Source organism: Xanthomonas sp. SS, from assembly GCF_014236835.1.
Classification (GTDB): domain Bacteria; phylum Pseudomonadota; class Gammaproteobacteria; order Xanthomonadales; family Xanthomonadaceae; genus Xanthomonas_A.
Genome location: NZ_CP051190.1, coordinates 953,338 through 968,973, shown reverse-complemented (window position 1 = coordinate 968,973; position 15,636 = coordinate 953,338). Strand labels below are relative to the sequence as shown.

The following is a 15,636-nucleotide window of genomic DNA, read 5'->3' as shown; positions in this document are numbered from 1 at the left end:
CGGCGCGTCGTACGCTGCAGCAGATCAGCGGGCAGCGAGCGGTTCGGCCGTCACCGCCGGCAGCGGCATGACCTCGCCGTCCAGCGCCAGACGCAGGCGATCGCGGTCCAGCGCGTTCTCCCAGCGCGAGACCACCACCGTGGCCACCGCGTTGCCCATGAAGTTGGTCAGCGAACGGCACTCGCTCATGAAGCGGTCCACGCCCAGGATCAGCGCCATGCCGGCCACCGGCACTTCCGGCACCACGGCCAGCGTCGCCGCCAGGGTGATGAAGCCGGCGCCGGTCACGCCCGCGGCACCCTTGGAGCTGAGCATCGCCACCAGCAACAGCGTGATCTGGTGCCACAGGGTCAGTTCGGTGTTGGTGGCCTGGGCGATGAACAGCGCCGCCAGGGTCATGTAGATGTTGGTGCCGTCCAGGTTGAACGAATAGCCGGTGGGCACCACCAGCCCGACCACCGACTTCTCGCAACCGGCCTTTTCCATCTTCTCCATCAACGACGGCAGCGCTGATTCGGACGAGGACGTGCCCAGCACCAGCAACAACTCCGCCTTCAGATAGCGGATCAGCTTGAAGATCGAGAACCCGCACAGGTACGCCACGGCGCCGAGGATCACCAACACGAACAGCAAGGACGTGACGTAGAACGAACCGACCAGCCAGGCCAGCTGCACCAGCGAATGCAGGCCGTGTTCGCCGATGGTGTAGGCGATAGCGCCCAGCGCGCCGATCGGCGCGGTCTTCATCAGGATGTGCACCAGCTTGAACACCGGCGCGATCAGCGCCTCCAGCAGGTTCAGCACCGGCTTGCCGCGCTCGCCGACCAGGGCCAGCGACACGCCAAACAGCACGGCGACGAACAGCACCTGCAGCACATTGGGGCCGGCCAACTTGCCGTTGACCACCTGGTCGCCAGTGAACGCGCCGATCAGAGAATTGGGAATGATGTCCATCAAGAAGCCGACCAGGGTCAGGTCGTGCGACTTCTGCACGTAGCTGGCGACCTTGCTCTGGTCCAGCGTCGCCAGATTGACGTTCATGCCCGCGCCGGGCTGCACCACGTGCGCGACGATCATGCCGACCACCAGCGCCAGCGTGGAGAAGAACAGGAAGTACACCATCGCCTTGACGAAGACGCGGCCCACCGTCTTCAGCTGGGTCATGCCGGCGATGCCGGTGACGATGGTCAGGAAGATCACCGGCGCGATGATCATCTTCACCAGCTTGATGAACGCGTCGGCCAGCGGCTTGAGCTGGGTGCCCCAGGACGGCTCCAGATGGCCGAGCAAGGCACCGATGACGATGGCGACCAGCACCTGGACGTACGTATGCCTATAGAACGGCACAGGACGCGGCGCGGGGCCGGCAGGGGAAGCGGGGATATGCATGTGAGCGCTCCGGAGCGGATGTAGACCGGCAACCCGACGCAGGTCGCGGAATGCTGCCTTTGTACGCGGCGCCCGCTTCTAAGCAGATAACCTATTGGTACTAGTCCCCTGTTCGCGACGCCGCCGAGGCAGTTACAGTGTTCCGGCACGCTCACGGGAGGGAGGTGCGACGCGCGATGCCGGCCAGGTAAATGCCCGCCGATGCCGCGTCGCCTGCCGATCTGCCGCCGGCGCTGCCGGCGTCGCATGCGTATTCAGGGGCGATGCGCCGTCGCAGGATCGCAACACCGCTGTAAAGAACCGCCGGATGCGTCCGCTATTGCATGCGGGCGGCTCGTTGTTCCGGCGCTGCGCCCCGCACCACGGCCGAGGGAACGTCGTGGTCGGCATCACGCTGCACCGCCCGCGCAAGCCTTGCCGTCCCGTCTGTCGAGTGCCGGCGCGCTTTTTTCCTCATCAAGAAGACATCACATCATGCGCCATACCCTTCTCTTCGCTGCGCTGTGCCTGACCGCCGCCGCTCCCGCCGCTGCCGCCAGCGGGTTCGACGATTGGCCGACCAAGGTCGCCTTCAGCGACGGCACCGAACTGGCCGTGACCGGCAACTACGGCTACGACTGGAACAACTTCTCCGACGACGACGCGCGCCTGGAAGACGACAACGCGTTCCGCCGCAAGGAATTCGGCGCCACGCTGAAGAAGAAGGGCGTGTACGACGCGATGGTGTACTTCGACTTCCAGTCCAAGCTGTGGCTGGACGTGTTCTTCCGCTTCGAGACCAAGGCGCTGTTCGGCAGCGACTACGGCAAGGTGCGGCTGGGCTACATCAAGGTGCCGGTCGGCCTGGAAGGCGTGACCAGTTCGCGCGCCGACAGCTTCCTGGAAACCGCGCTGCCGATCCAGGCGATCTACCAGGGCCGCCGCACCGGCGTGGAGTGGACCTTCGAGCGTCCGCAGTACCTGCTGCAGGCCGGCGCGTACGGCGGCAAGGACCTGCAGGGCGACAACCCCGGCACCACCCAGGCGGTGCGCGGCGTGTGGACCCCGTTCAAGGCCGACGGCGACGTGCTGCACCTGGGCCTGGCGTATTCGCAGGAAAGCCCGCGCGGCTACCACAACGGCCTGGACGTGAGCTTCAGCCCGCGCGTGCGCCTGCGTGCGCGTCCGGAAGCCGGCCTGACCGACGTGCGCCTGGTCGATTCGGGCACCCTGGTCGATGCCGACCAGGTGCGCCGCACCGGCCTGGAGGGAATCTGGATCAAGGGTCCGTTCTCGATGCAGGGCGAAGCGTTGCGCGCCGAGGTCACCCGCGACAACGGTCGCCCGGACTACACCGCCGACGGCCAGTACGTGTTCGCCAGCTACGTGCTGACCGGCGAGTCGCGCCCGTACAGCGCCGGCAACGTGGCCAACGTCAAGCCGGCCAATGCCTACGGCGCGGTCGAAGTGCTGCTGCGCTACAGCCGCCTGGATCTGGACGACGGCAGCGTGCTCGGCGGCCGCCAGCACGACTGGACCGTGGGCGCCAACTGGTACCTGACCAGCCACTTCAAGTTCCAGGCCAACTACGTGCGCGCCGATGCCGAGCGCGCCGGCGTGCACACCAAGCCGGACTCGATCGACCTGCGCGCGCAGGTGCAGTTCTGATCGGCAGGTCCTGATCCGCATCTCGATCGGCACTGCCGATCGAGGTGCGTTCGCAACGAAGACACGCGACGGCAGCGACGGCCCTTTGCACACGGGCCGGCGCTGCCGTTGTGCATTCGGCGATCCGGCTGCATCGGCCGCTTGCGCGCTCGCCGCGACACAGCGGGAACGCCTAGCGCAACCTTCCGCGGAACGCATCGCCACCAGCACGCGTGCCGCTGCCGCTAAGCTGGCAGGATACCGTCCCGACCGCGCCACTCCGCCGCATGTATCCCGCCCTGCGCTATCGCCGCTTCGCCCTGCTGCTGCTTGCCGCCCTCGGCGGCATGGCGTTGGCGATGCTGTCGGCCGGGCATTTCGCCGAACAGCGCGCGCTGCGCGCCGAGAGCCGGCAACTGCGCCAGCAGCTGGAGCTGTACGCACAGACCCTGCAGCAGCGCATCGACCGCTACCGCACGCTGCCGCAGGTGCTGGCACTGGATCCGGAACTGCGCGAGGCATTGACCGGGCCGCTGGACCCGGCCGCGCACCAGCGGCTGAACCTGAAGCTGGAACGCGCCAACGACGTCACCCGCTCCTCGACGCTGACCCTGATCGATGCCGACGGCGTGGCGGTGGCCGCCAGCAACTGGCGCCTGGCCAGCAGCAACGTCGGCGCCGACTACAGTTTCCGCCCCTACGTGAAGCAGGCGCTGGCGCAGGGCAGCGGACGTTTCTACGGCATCGGCATGACCACCGGCGTGCCCGGCTATTTCCTGTCGCAGGCGATCCGCGACGAGGCCGGGCACACCCTCGGCGTGATCGTGATCAAGATCGAACTCGCCGCGCTGGAACGCGAATGGCTGCGCGTGCCCGACGTGGTGCTGGTCAGCGATCGCCATGGCGTGGTGTTTCTGTCCAGCCGCGACGCCTGGCGCTACCGCCAGCTGCAGCCGCTCAGCGCCCACGAACGCGACGAGCTGCTGGCCACCCGCCAATACGCGCGGCAGACCTTGCTGCCGGCGCAGCGGCGCAGCCTGGCCACGCTGGACGACGGCGGCCAGGTGATGCGCATCGACGCGCCTGCGCAGCGCGCGCCGCTGCTGTGGCAGAGCATGGCGCTGCCGGAAAGCGGCTGGCGCCTGCACCTGCTGCACGACATCGGCGGCAGCCGCGCCGCCGGCCGCGCCGCCGCGCTGGCCGCGGCCGGCATCTGGCTGGCGCTGGTGTTCCTGGGCCTGCTGTTCCAGCAACGCCAGCGCCTGGCGCGGCTGCGCCAGCGCAGCCGGCGCGAACTGGAGTCGCTGCTGCAACAACATGCGCAGGAATTGCGGACCGCGCAGGATGGCGTGGTGCAGGCCGCGCAACAGGCCGATACCGGCCTCAGCCGCAGCCTGGAGCATCTGCCGCAGGGCGTGGTGATCATCGATGCGCAGCTGCGCCTGGTGGCGTGGAATTCGCGCTACCTAGAGATCTTCCGGTTCCCGCCGGAGCTGATCCGCATCGGCCGCCCGATCGAGGACGTGTTCCGCTACAACGCGCGCCGCGGCCTGCTCGGCCCCGGCCCGGTGGAGGCGGCGATCCAACGCCGCCTCGACCATCTGCGCAGCGGCCGCCCGCACATGCGCGAGAGCGAGAAGGACGACGGCACAGTGCTCGAAATCCGCGGCAATCCGCTGCCCGACGGCGGCTTCGTCACCAGCTATGCCGACATCACCAGCTACAAGAACGCCGCGCGCGAACTGCGTTCGTTGGCCGACGCGCTGGAGCACCGCGTCGCCGAGCGCACCCGCGACCTGGCCGACGCCAAGCGCGAGGCCGAGAACGCCAATCGCTACAAGACCCGCTTCGTCGCCTCGGCGGTGCACGACCTGCTGCAACCGCTCAACGCCGCGCGCATGTTCGTGTCCGCCTTGCGCGGCAAGCTGCACGACGACGACGCGCGACAGATCGCCGACCATGTCGACAACGCGCTGGTCGCGCAGGACGCGATCCTCAACAGCCTGCTGGACATCTCGCGGCTGGAAGCGGGCACGCTGAAGACGCAGGTGCGCGACTTCGCGCTGGGGCCACTGCTGCAGACCTTGGCGCACGAGTTCGGCATCGTCGCCGAAGACCGTGGCCTGCATCTGGACTACGTGCCCACGCGCGCCGCGGTGCGCAGCGACGAGACCCTGCTGCGGCGCATCCTGCAGAACTTCCTGTCCAACGCGGTGCGCTACACCCCGCGCGGCCGCGTGCTGCTCGGCTGCCGCCGCGACGGCGACAGCCTGCGCATCGAGGTCCACGACCAAGGCCCGGGCATCCCCGAGGCGCTGCAGCAGGAGATCTTCGAAGAGTTCCGCCGCCTCGGCGACGGCGTCGCCCACGACCGCGGCGCCGGGCTGGGGCTGGCGATCGTGGAGCGCATCGGCCGCCTGCTCGGGCACCGCATCGGCCTGCGCTCGCAGCTTGGCCGCGGCAGCGTGTTCGCGGTCACCGTGGCGCTGGGCGACGCCGCCGCCGCGGCGCAGGCGCAGGCGCCGACCGCGGTGGCCAGCGACAACGGCGACGACCCGATCCTGCATGGCTGCCGGGTGTGGTGCATCGACGACGACCCGCGCGTCTGCGAGGCCAGCCGCGCGCTGCTGGAACGCTGGGCCTGCCGGGTGGAACTGGCCGCCGGGCCGGAGGAGGCACTGGCCGCGGCGCAGCCGGCGCAGGCGCCGGAGCTGGTGCTGCTGGACGTGCGCATGGGCGAGCGCGACGGCCCGGCCTTGTTCGCGCAACTGTGCGGGCGCTGGAACGCCGAACCGCGGGTGATCCTGGTCACCGCCGAACCGGACCCGGCGCTGCGCGCGCTGGCGCAGGAACACGGCTGGGGCTTCCTGTCCAAGCCGGTGCGCGCGCCGGCGCTGCGCGCGCTGATGACGCAGATGCTGTTGCGGCGCGGTTGAGCCCCTTTCGCAGAAGGCGAAAGGGAGCAGCCGCGGCATGCCTTAGCCCCTCTCCCATCGGGAGAGGGGTTGGGGTGAGGGTCCGGCGCGAAGCGTCTCGCGGAGTTGGGTGCGCGAGGCTGCGCCCGGACCCTCATCCGCCCTTGCGGGGCACCTTCTCCCGATGGGAGAAGGAACAGCCGACTAGCCCCTCTCCCGGTTGGGGTGAGGGTCCGGCGCGAAGCATCTCGCGGAGTTTGGGTGCGCGAGGCTGCGCACGTACCCTCATCCGCCCCTGCGGGGCACCTTCTCCCGAGGGGAGAAGGGACAGCCGACTAGCCCCTCTCCCATCGGGAGAGGGGTTGGGGTGAGGGTAAGGCGCGAAGCGTCTCGCGGAGTTTGGGTGCACGAGGCTGCGCCCGTACCCTCATCCGGCCCTGCGGGCCACCTTCTCCCGAGGGGAGAAGGAAGCAGCCGACTAGCCCCTCTCCCGTCGGGAGAGGGGTTGGGGTGAGGGTCCGGCGCGCAGCGTCTCGCGGAGTTTGGGTGCGCGAGGCTGCGCACGTACCCTCATCCGGCCCTTCGGGCCACCTTCTCCCGAGGGGAGAAGGGAACAGCCGCCGTGCACGGACCCCGACGCCCGATCCACCACCGCCCGCTCACCACTCGCGCGGCGCGATCAACTCCTCGGCATCGGCGGCATCGAAGCCGTAGGTCTTGGCGATATACAGGAAATCCACGCCGATGTTGTCGCGCGCGGCGGTCTCGATCTCGCTGTCGTGCGCTTCGAATTCCAACGCCAGCGCGTTGAATTCCTCGGTGGCGGCATGGGTGAGCCGGTACAGCGCCGGCAGGTCCGGTGGTGCCTGCGTCTCGATCGCCTCGCACAGCCGCAGCAGGATCTTCTGGCCTTTGCCGACCAGGAAGGAAGGGAAATAATCGTCGTCCAGCATTTCCTGCAGGAACGGGTAGTAGGCGATCTGCTCGTTGCGGATAGGCATGGTCCGGGGGTCCTTTCCGCCCGCAGGAAGCGCGGGCGCCAGTGCATAGCATCGCGTATCCGGGCGCGGCGGAAAACGCTCCCGGCCCATCGCTTGGCCGAACCCCGCGCGGGGTTCAGGCCTCGCCTTCCGGCTCCAGCGCCTTGACCAGCACCGCGGCCTGGGTGCGGCTGTGGCATTCGAGCTTTTTCAGGATCGCGGTCACATGCACCTTCACCGTGTTCTCGGCCAGGCCCAGTTCGTAGGCGATCTGCTTGTTGAGCAGGCCGTCGGCCAAGCACAGCAGCACGCGGAACTGCTGCGGGGTCAGCTGCGCCAGGCGCGCGGCCAGTTGCGCGTCGGCTTCCGAGCGCGCGGCGGTCAGCGGCGGAAACCAGGTGCCGCCGTCGAGCACCGCCGCCACCGCGATGCCGATGGTCTCGGCCGGCGAGGACTTGGGGATGAAGCCGGCCGCGCCGAACTGCTGCGCGCGGCGGATCACCCGCGGGTGGTCGTTGGAGGAGATCACCACCACCGGCACCTCCGGACGTTCGCCGCGCACGTGCAGCAGCGCCGAGAAGCCGCGCGCGCCAGGCATCGCCAGATCCAGCAGGACCAGGTCGACGTGCGCCTGCGCGGCCAGCGCGGCATCCAGCGTGGCGGCGCTGGACGCCTCGGTCACCCGCGCGCGCGGCAAGGCCTGGCGCAGCGCGTGCAGCACCGCGGCGCGGAACAGGGGATGGTCGTCGGCGACCAGAATCGTGGGCGCATCCATGCCTACAGTCTGGCATGCGCGGCCGCCACCGTGCCGGTCCTGCGCCAGGAATCGCCCCGCCCCCGGCAGTGGCGGCATTCAAGCCGCAGCACCGGCGGCCGATAGCGAGGCGTGATCCGGACCCTTTCGACCCTGCTGCGCAGCCTGCGCCCGACCGGGTGCCGCTGCGCGCTGCTGGCGGCGCTGCTGGCGCCAGGCGCGAGCGTGGCCGCGACGGCCGCGGCGACCGCCACCAGCAATGGCGACGACACGGATCTGCCGAGCAGCCTGGAGCACTTCGGCCTGGACGACGGGCTGTCGCAGCTCACCATCACCGCGCTGCAGAGCGACGACCAGGGCTTCCTGTGGGTCGCCACGCAGGAGGGCCTGAACCGCTTCGACGGCCATCTGTTCCGCGTCTACCGGCACGAGCTCAACGCCAGCGACCGGCAAAGCCTGCTCAGCAGCAGCATCGACAGCCTCGCCTTCGAAGCCCGCGGCACCCGCCTGTGGCTGGGCAGCAACGACGCCGGCCTGGAGGTGATCGACCTGGCCACCTGGAAGCGGCATCGGCTGGGCGTGACCGACGGCCTGTCGCACAACCGGATCACCAACATCCTGATCGATCCGCGCGGCGGCGCCTGGCTCGGCACCGAGCACGGCATCGACCGCGTCGACGCGGCGCTGAGCCGGGTGCTGCCGCTGGGCGGCGATGCGCCGGTGGTCGGCCTGACTTGGATGCCCGACGGCAAGCGCGCGGTGGCGCTGGACCGGCGCTGCCGGCTGTGGCTGCTCGACGCGAACGCGCGCCAGGCGCTGCCCGCACCGCCCGGCATCGACGAATGCGTGGGCCTGCAATCCGGGCCGGAGGGGCTGTGGCTGGCCTCGGCCAGCGCCGGGCTGTTCAAGCTCGATGCGCGAGGCACCACGCTCGCGCACTGGAGCACGCAGCAACTGCTGACCGCGCACAGCGATCTCAGCGCGCTGATCCGCCTGGCCGACGGGCGGGTGCTGGTCGGCTCTACCAATGGCACGGTGACGCAGCTGGACAAGGACGCGGCGACGCCGCGGCGGCTCAGCTTCGACGTGCCGCCGCAAAGCGCGATTACCCGGTTCTACCAGGACGGCAACGGCACCTGGTGGATCGGCACCTACACCGCCGGCCTGTACCGGGTGCGGCCGATGTCGGCGGTAATCCGCAACGACGAGGAAGACCTCAGCGACACCCATGCCTGGCCCAGTCCCAGCGTGCGCAGCATCTGGCGCGACGGCGCGCGCATGCTGATCGGCACCGACCAGGGGTTGTTGCTGCGCGAGCGCGGCCGCGCGTCCTGGCAGGTCCCGGCCGCGCTGGACACGCGCATGGTGCGGGCTATCGAGGGCGACGGCCGCCACTGGTGGCTGGGCACCCGCCACGGCCTGTGGCGCCTGGACGAAAACGGCGCGCTGGCACGCGTGGACGGGCTGGCCGATGCGCACGTCAACGGCCTGCTGCGCGAGGGCGACACGCTGTGGGTGGCCACGCGCCGCGGGCTGACCCGGGTGGTCGACGGCCGCGTGCAGGACGATCCGCGCTGGGCGCCGCTGGCCGGGCGCATGCTGACCCGGGTGTACCGCGACACCCAGGGCACGCTGTGGATCGGCTGCAACGACTGCGGCCTGTGGCGGATACGCGGCGACCGGCCGGCCGAGCCCTACCGCCCCGGCGGCGCCGGCCTGTATCCGTCGGTGTGGGCGCTGTACGAAAAGGACGGCGTGCTGTGGGTGGGCACGTTCTCCGGCGGGCTGTATGCGGTGGACCTGAAGCGCGACCTCGCGGTGCGCTACACCGACCGCGAAGGCCTGAGCAGCAACGTCATCTACACCATCCTGCCGGATCCGCAGGGACGGCTGTGGCTGAGCACCAACAACGGCCTGAGCGTGCTCGATCCGGCCACCCGCATCGTGCAGAACCTGGGCAGCCGCGACGGCCTGCAGAACCAGGAATACAACAGCGGCCAGGGCTACCGCGACAGCCGCGGGCTGCTGTATTTCGGCGGCACGCAGGGCGTGGACGTGATCGACCCGCACAAGCTGCCGTTGCGCAGCCACCCGGCACGCGCGGTGCTGACCGACCTGCGCGTGCTCGACGCCAGCGAAGGCAGCCACGACGGCAAGCGGCAGACCGAGACCGACGTGGTGTATGCGCACGACATCGCGCTGGACTATCGCGACAACGTGTTCACCCTGGGCATGACCGCGATCGACTTCACCGCGCCGGGCACGGCGCGGCTGCGCTACCGGGTCGACGGCCTGCACAAGGGCTGGATCTATCCGCAGACCGCGCACAGCGAATTCTCGGTCAGCCATCTGCCGCCGGACCGCTACACGCTGGAACTGCAGGCGGCCGGGCGCGACGGCCAGTTCGGCGCCGCGCGCACGCTGCAGATCGAGGTGCGGCCGCCGCCATGGCGGCATCCGCTGGCGTATGCCGGCTATGCGCTGCTGGGCCTGCTGCTGCTCGGCCTGGGCGCGCAGCGCGTGCGCCGCACGGTCAACCGCGAGCGCGACATGGTGGAACTGCTGAACCTCACCGTCGCCGAGCGCACGCGGCAGCTGGAGCGCGCCAACCAGCAACTGCTGCAGAGCAATGCGCAACTGGAAGCGGCCACCCGCCTGGATCCGCTGACCCGGGTCTCCAACCGCCGCGAACTGCAGGATTGGCTGGCCCGCGAATGTCCCGCGCTGCGCGCGCAACTCGATGCCGGCAGCAGCGCCGATGCGCTGTATTTCTTCATGATCGACATCGACAACTTCAAGCGCATCAACGACGACTACGGCCACCAGGCCGGCGACACCGCGCTGGTGCACTGCGCCGACAGCCTGCGCGCGCTGTGCGGCGAGCGCGACCTGCTGGTGCGCTGGGGCGGCGAGGAATTCGTGCTGGTCACCCGCCTGCCTCGCGACGGCGCCGCCGAGGCGCTGGCCGAGCGCCTGCGCGCGGCGGTGGCCGCGCAGCGTTTCGCGCTAGAGCAGCGCGAACTGACCCTGACCTGCTCGATCGGTTTCGCGCCGTGGCCGCTGGTGGCGGCGTGGCCGGCGCTGGGCGACTGGGAGCAGAGCGTGGGCCTGGCCGATCGCTGCCTGTACGCGGCCAAGGGCGCCGGCAAGAACGCCTGGGTGGGGCTGGGCGCCGGCGCGGCGCCGGACCGGCCGCGCGTGCAAGCCTTGCTTGCCGGCGGCGCGCCCGAACAGCTCGGCGACAGCGTGCGCATCGTGCACTCCACCGCGCAGCCGCCGCACTTCGCGCGTTGAGCGCCGGCGTCCGCCTAGGCGCGTTCAGCGCGGCGGATGGCGGCGCATGCTGCTGCGCCAGGCATCCAGGAACTGGCGGCGCTTGAGCGCGTCCAGGTACACCAGCAAGCCCGGCCCCAGCGCGATCGGGCGGAACGCCGGCGTCGCCGCCGGCGCCGCGCCGCCGCTGCCACTGGCGCCCGGCAGGATCGGCTTGAGCCGCGCTTCGCGCGACAGCACCTGCTGCCCGCGCGGCGACAGCAGATAGTCGAGGAACCGGCGCGCCTCGGCCGCATGCGGCGTATCGCGCGGAATGACGGCCGTGCGCAGCGCGACCAAGGTGTAGTCCTCCGGCTGCACGATCGCCAGCGGCGCGCCGGCGTCGATCCGCGCCTGCGCGTAGGACCCGAGCACGTTGTAGGCCAGCAGCAGTTCGCCGCGGCTGACCCGGTCCAGCAGCACGCCGGTACGTTCTTCCAGCACCACCTGGTTGTCGCCCATCGCCGCCAGCAACGCGCCGGACATGCTGCCGATCTGCCCGTCCTGGGTCGCGAACAGATAGCCCACCCCGCTGCGCTCCACGTCGTAGGTGCCGATCCTGCCGCGCAGCGGCATGCCCGGCGCGCGCAGCAGCTCCAGCAACTGGCGACGCGTGCGCGGCACCTGCGCCGCCGGCAGCCGCGCCTTGTTGTAGACGATCGCCACCGGCTCGTAGCTGATTCCGAACGCCTCGTGCCGCCATTGCGCCCACGCCGGCAGCGCCTCGGTCTGCGGCGAACGGTGCGCGAGCGCGTGGCCGTCGTTCACCAGCTTGGTCTGCAGGTCCATGCTGGCGCTGATCAGCAGGTCGGCGCAGCGCGCGCCCGGCTGCGGATGCAGGTAGCGCTGGTACATGTCCCAGGCGATCACGTCCTGGTACACCACCTCGGTACGCGGATGCAGCCGCTGGTAGTCGCCGATCACTGCGGCGAACACCTCGATGTCGGTGGACCCCTGGATGCACAGTTGCGCCTCGGCGCCGCCCTGCGCCGGGAAGCGGCGGATGTCGCCGGGTGCGGCCAGCGCGTCGTGGAACAGCAGGCAGCCCAGCAGCAACAGCGTGGCGCGAAGCGATCGAAGTGGAATCATGGATGCAACCTGGGCAGGCGCAGGCTGGCGATCAGGCCGCCGCCGACGCGGTTGGACAGATCGATGCGCCCGCCGTGGCTGTCGACCACGCGCTTGACGATCGCCAGGCCGAGTCCGGCGCCGCCGGCGGCCGCGCCCTCGCCGCGCGCGAAGCGTTCGAACACGCGCTCGGCGTCGGCGGCGGCGATGCCGGGGCCGTGATCGGCCACAGTCACCACGCAATCGCGCGCTTCGCAGGTCAACGCTACTTGCAGCGCACCGTCGCCGCCGTACTTGCCGGCGTTGTCGATCAGGTTCTTGATCGCCTCGCGCAGCAGCAGCGCGTCGCCGCGCACCATCGCCGGCTCGCTGGCGATGGCCAGCTGCACGCGCGGCCGCGGCTGCGACTGCGGCAGCGCTTCGTGCAGCGCCTGGTGCACGACCTCGGCCAGGTCCACGCTGGCGTAGCGCTGCAGGTTGGCGCGGTGGATCACGCTGGCGTCGCTGAGCAATTGGTTGAGCAGCCGGCTCATGTGCGTGGCGTTGCGCTCGATCGCCTCCAGGCTGCGGCGCATATCGCGCGGATCGTCGTCGTCCAGCGCCAGCTGCGCCTGCGCGCGCAACGCGGCCAGCGGCGTGCGCATCTGGTGCGCGGCCTCGGCCATGAACGCGCGCAAGGTCTCGTTGCTGCTCGCCAGGCGCGCCATGAAGCGGTTCAACGCCGCCACCATCTGGTGCATTTCCTGCGGCGCCGCCACCGCCAGCGGCTTCAGTTCCGAGGGTTCGCGCCGCGACAAGTCGCGCTCGATCCGGTGCAGCGGACGCAACGCGCGATACACCCCCAGCCACACCAGCGCCAGCGACAGCAGCGACAGCACCGCGATCGCGACCAGCGCGTGCAGCACCACATCCTGCGCCAGCGCTTCGCGCGCGCGCCGGGTCTGCCCGACCTGCACCCACACCTCGTCCTGCGCCGCGGCCGACGACACCCGCCGCGCCACCACCGCGAAGCGCACCTGCTCGCCGCTGTAGAACGCGTCGAACAATCGCGGCGCGGTGCTGGCACGCGGCAGCGACGGCGCCTTCGGCAGATCGTCGTAGCCGGTGATGGTGCGCCCGCGCGCATCGAACACGCGGTAGAACACCCGGTCCTCCGGCGCCATCGCCAACAGGTCCAGCGCCGCATACGGCAGGTCCACTTGCCATTGCCCATCGGCCAGCGCCACCGAATCGACGATCGACAGCGCCGAGGACACCAGCAGGTGATCGTAGGAACGGTTGGCCGCACGCTGGCCGTAATCGCGCGCGGCGAAGAACAGCGCCACCGCGCCGAGCAGCGACAGCGCGCCCAGGTACAGCAGCAGCGTGCGCCGGATCGACGGTGCCGGCAGCGCGGCCTCAGCCATCGCCGCCTGCATCCTGCGGTGGCGCCGGCGACGCTTCGACCTCGGCCGCTTCCAGCTTGTAGCCGACCCCGCGCACGGTGACGATGCGCAGCGGCGCGCCGACCAGCTTCTTGCGCAGCCGTCCGACATACAGCTCGATCGCGTTCGGCCCGGCCTCGTCGTCGAAACCGAACAGCCCGTTGCCGATCTCGTCCTTGCCCACCACCTGGCCGATCCGCCCGATCAGGATCTCCAGCAGGCGGTATTCGCGATTGGGCAGCTCGATCGGCGCACCGTCCAGGCTGACGGTATGCGCGGCGTTGTCGAAGGCGAAGCCACCCAGCTGCACCACCTCGCTGGCGTTGCCGCGGTTGCGCCGCAGCAGCACCCGGCAACGCGCCTCGAACTCGCGGAAATCGAACGGCTTGCCCAGGTAATCGTCGGCGCCCACGTCCAGCGCCTGCACCCGGTCCTCGATGCCGTCGCGCGCGGTCAGCATCAGCACCGGCGTGGTATCGCCGCGCTCGCGCAGCCCGGCCAGCACGCGCAGCCCATCCATCCCGGGCAGGCCGATATCCAACACCACCAGGTCGAAACTCTGGTAGCGCAGCACGCTGGCCGCGCCCAGCCCATCGCTCTGCCAGTCCACCGCATGCCCGCTGCGGCGCATGCGCCGCACGATCGCATCGGCCAGATCGGCGTTGTCCTCGACTAGCAGAAGGCGCATTGGGATTCGGGATTCGGGATTGGGGATTCGCAAAAGCGATTCGGCCGGCGGATGCTACCGCGCCTTCGCCAAAGGAAACAGCGACGCGCGGTGTTCTTACGAATCCCCAATCCCGAATCCCCAATCCCGGCCCTCCACCGACAGGTCGATGACAGCTACGCCGCACTAGGCTGCAGCCACGCTGGCCTGCGCCTTCCGCTGCGGGCTACCGACTCATCGACGCGCTGCGCGCACCTGGGAGGGTACGTGAACCTGAAGAAATTGAGCCTGTGCGGCGCTTGCGCCTGCGCTGTGTTGTCCCTGCCCGCCCTGGCGCAGGCCGCCGATGGCGACGACGACGGCCCGGTCACTGCCGAGATCGGCGGCCGCCTGCACTGGGACTTCGCCCAGTTCGACAACGACCAGCGCGGCACGCCCAACCCCGACGACACCGAGATCCGCCGGCTGTGGATCGATGTGTCCGGCAAGTTCTTCGGCTTCGGCTACAAGGTCGAAGGCGATTTCGCCGGGCTGCAGGACGATTTCAACGGCAAGGGCATCGAGGCCAAGGACGTCTACCTGACCCGCAAATTCGACGCGGGCACGCTGAGCGTCGGCCAGTTCAAGCAGTATTTCTCGCTGGACGACCGCACCGGCTCCAACTTCGGCCAGTTCCTGGAGCGCAGCGGCGCGGCCAGCACGCTGGCGCCGCTGTACCGCAAGGCGGTGTCGTGGCAGGCGGCCGGCAAGGACTACACCTGGGCCGCCAGCGTCTACAGCCTGGAAAGCATCGACGTGTCCAACATCAAGGGCGATGCGTTCGGCGGCCGCGGCACCTGGGCGCCGGGCGCGCGCGATGGCGACGTGCTGCACCTGGGCCTGTCGCTGGCGCACGAGCGCTACGACCATCCCGGCGCCAACGGCGCGCCGGCTTTGAGCATCCGCCCGCGCCCGGCCGGGCATCTGTCCGACGACAGCCGCATCACCCTGGCGCGCTTCGCCGACGGCCGCGATACCGACGTGGACAAGTGGTCGCTGGAGTACGCGCAGGTGCGCGGCCCGCTGTCGTGGCAGAGCGAATTCAGCGGCGGCCTGTTCGACGATGGCGCGCAGCGTGCGCAGGTGATGTCCGCCTATGGCTTCGTCAGCTGGTTCGCGACCGGCGAATCGCGTCGCTACGACAGCAAGACCGGGCGCTTCACCCGCATCAAGCAGGTCAACAACCCGCGCGGCGCGTTCGAACTGGCGCTGCGCTACGACCGCATGTGGGGCACGCAGCACCTGGACGGCCAGGCGGACTTCCTCGATGCGTCCACCGCGTCGTGGACGCTGGCCGGCAACTGGTATCTCAAGCCGAACCTGCGCCTGATGCTGAACCTGATCGACAGCCGCAACCGCGACCACCTGGCCGGCACCACGCTCGACCATACCCGCGCGATCACCGGGCGCTTTCAGTACGACTTCTGAGTCTCCCGCACTTCTGTAGGAGCGGCTTCAGCCG

The 15,636-nt window shown here is 70.0% G+C and carries 10 protein-coding genes; 4 read left to right on the top strand and 6 right to left on the bottom strand.

The genetic code is table 11. The features are described 5' to 3' along the window. Positions 1 to 24 precede the first annotated feature (24 nt). On the bottom strand, positions 25 to 1,389 hold the full coding sequence (locus tag HEP74_RS04115; RefSeq protein WP_185815309.1) for a dicarboxylate/amino acid:cation symporter: 1,365 nt from the start codon (positions 1,387 to 1,389) through the stop codon (positions 25 to 27). Between the two features lie 474 nt (positions 1,390 to 1,863). On the opposite strand from HEP74_RS04115, the gene HEP74_RS04110 reads away from it, so the two are divergent. Next, on the top strand, positions 1,864 to 3,036 hold the full coding sequence (locus HEP74_RS04110; protein WP_185815308.1) for an OprO/OprP family phosphate-selective porin: 1,173 nt from the start codon (positions 1,864 to 1,866) through the stop codon (positions 3,034 to 3,036). A gap of 266 nt (positions 3,037 to 3,302) precedes the next feature. Continuing rightward, positions 3,303 to 5,951 carry a hybrid sensor histidine kinase/response regulator gene (locus HEP74_RS04105; protein ID WP_185815307.1) on the top strand — a complete coding sequence of 883 codons (2,649 nt, stop codon included), beginning with the start codon at positions 3,303 to 3,305 and terminating at the stop codon, positions 5,949 to 5,951. A 638-nt stretch (positions 5,952 to 6,589) separates the two neighbouring features. Here HEP74_RS04105 and HEP74_RS04100 read toward each other — a convergent pair. Both HEP74_RS04100 and HEP74_RS04095 read right to left on the bottom strand, forming a co-directional pair. Next, a complete protein-coding gene (locus HEP74_RS04100) occupies positions 6,590 to 6,931 on the bottom strand; it encodes a DUF5713 family protein (protein WP_185815306.1) in 342 nt (113 codons plus the stop codon). Positions 6,932 to 7,046: 115 nt separating this feature from the next. After that, entirely contained in the window at positions 7,047 to 7,685 is a 639-nt protein-coding gene (locus tag HEP74_RS04095) for a LuxR C-terminal-related transcriptional regulator (protein ID WP_185815305.1), read from the bottom strand. Positions 7,686 to 7,796: 111 nt separating this feature from the next. On the opposite strand from HEP74_RS04095, the gene HEP74_RS04090 reads away from it, so the two are divergent. After that, positions 7,797 to 10,958 carry a ligand-binding sensor domain-containing diguanylate cyclase gene (locus HEP74_RS04090; RefSeq protein ID WP_255427885.1) on the top strand — a complete coding sequence of 1,054 codons (3,162 nt, stop codon included), beginning with the start codon at positions 7,797 to 7,799 and terminating at the stop codon, positions 10,956 to 10,958. A 24-nt stretch (positions 10,959 to 10,982) separates the two neighbouring features. Here HEP74_RS04090 and HEP74_RS04085 read toward each other — a convergent pair whose 3' ends face one another. Genes HEP74_RS04085 through HEP74_RS04075 form a run of 3 tightly spaced genes read right to left on the bottom strand, consistent with a single transcriptional unit; the run spans position 10,983 to position 14,156 of the window. After that, positions 10,983 to 12,065: an ABC transporter substrate-binding protein gene (locus tag HEP74_RS04085; protein ID WP_185815304.1), complete on the bottom strand. Its 1,083-nt coding sequence runs from the start codon at positions 12,063 to 12,065 to the stop codon at positions 10,983 to 10,985. Then, entirely contained in the window at positions 12,062 to 13,450 is a 1,389-nt protein-coding gene (locus HEP74_RS04080; protein WP_185815303.1) for a sensor histidine kinase, read from the bottom strand. The genes HEP74_RS04085 and HEP74_RS04080 overlap by 4 nt, the downstream gene beginning before the upstream one ends. After that, complete coding sequence (locus tag HEP74_RS04075) at positions 13,443 to 14,156, bottom strand: response regulator transcription factor (protein WP_185815302.1); 714 nt, start codon at positions 14,154 to 14,156, stop codon at positions 13,443 to 13,445. Before HEP74_RS04075 ends, HEP74_RS04080 begins: the two co-directional genes overlap by 8 nt. A 246-nt stretch (positions 14,157 to 14,402) precedes the next feature. On the opposite strand from HEP74_RS04075, the gene HEP74_RS04070 reads away from it, so the two are divergent. Beyond that, entirely contained in the window at positions 14,403 to 15,602 is a 1,200-nt protein-coding gene (locus tag HEP74_RS04070; RefSeq protein WP_185815301.1) for an OprO/OprP family phosphate-selective porin, read from the top strand. The last annotated feature ends 34 nt before the right edge of the window (positions 15,603 to 15,636 follow it).

Excerpts from the sequence above, each read along its gene's own strand:
- HEP74_RS04095 (WP_185815305.1), bottom strand. The coding sequence starts at position 7,685 with ATGGATGCGCCCACGATTCTGGTCGCCGACGACCATCCCCTGTTCCGC.
- HEP74_RS04100 (WP_185815306.1), bottom strand. The coding sequence starts at position 6,931 with ATGCCTATCCGCAACGAGCAGATCGCCTACTACCCGTTCCTGCAGGAA.
- HEP74_RS04115 (WP_185815309.1), bottom strand. The coding sequence starts at position 1,389 with ATGCATATCCCCGCTTCCCCTGCCGGCCCCGCGCCGCGTCCTGTGCCG.
- HEP74_RS04110 (WP_185815308.1), top strand. The coding sequence starts at position 1,864 with ATGCGCCATACCCTTCTCTTCGCTGCGCTGTGCCTGACCGCCGCCGCT.
- HEP74_RS04080 (WP_185815303.1), bottom strand. The coding sequence starts at position 13,450 with ATGGCTGAGGCCGCGCTGCCGGCACCGTCGATCCGGCGCACGCTGCTG.
- HEP74_RS04105 (WP_185815307.1), top strand. The coding sequence starts at position 3,303 with ATGTATCCCGCCCTGCGCTATCGCCGCTTCGCCCTGCTGCTGCTTGCC.
- HEP74_RS04075 (WP_185815302.1), bottom strand. The coding sequence starts at position 14,156 with ATGCGCCTTCTGCTAGTCGAGGACAACGCCGATCTGGCCGATGCGATC.
- HEP74_RS04085 (WP_185815304.1), bottom strand. The coding sequence starts at position 12,065 with ATGATTCCACTTCGATCGCTTCGCGCCACGCTGTTGCTGCTGGGCTGC.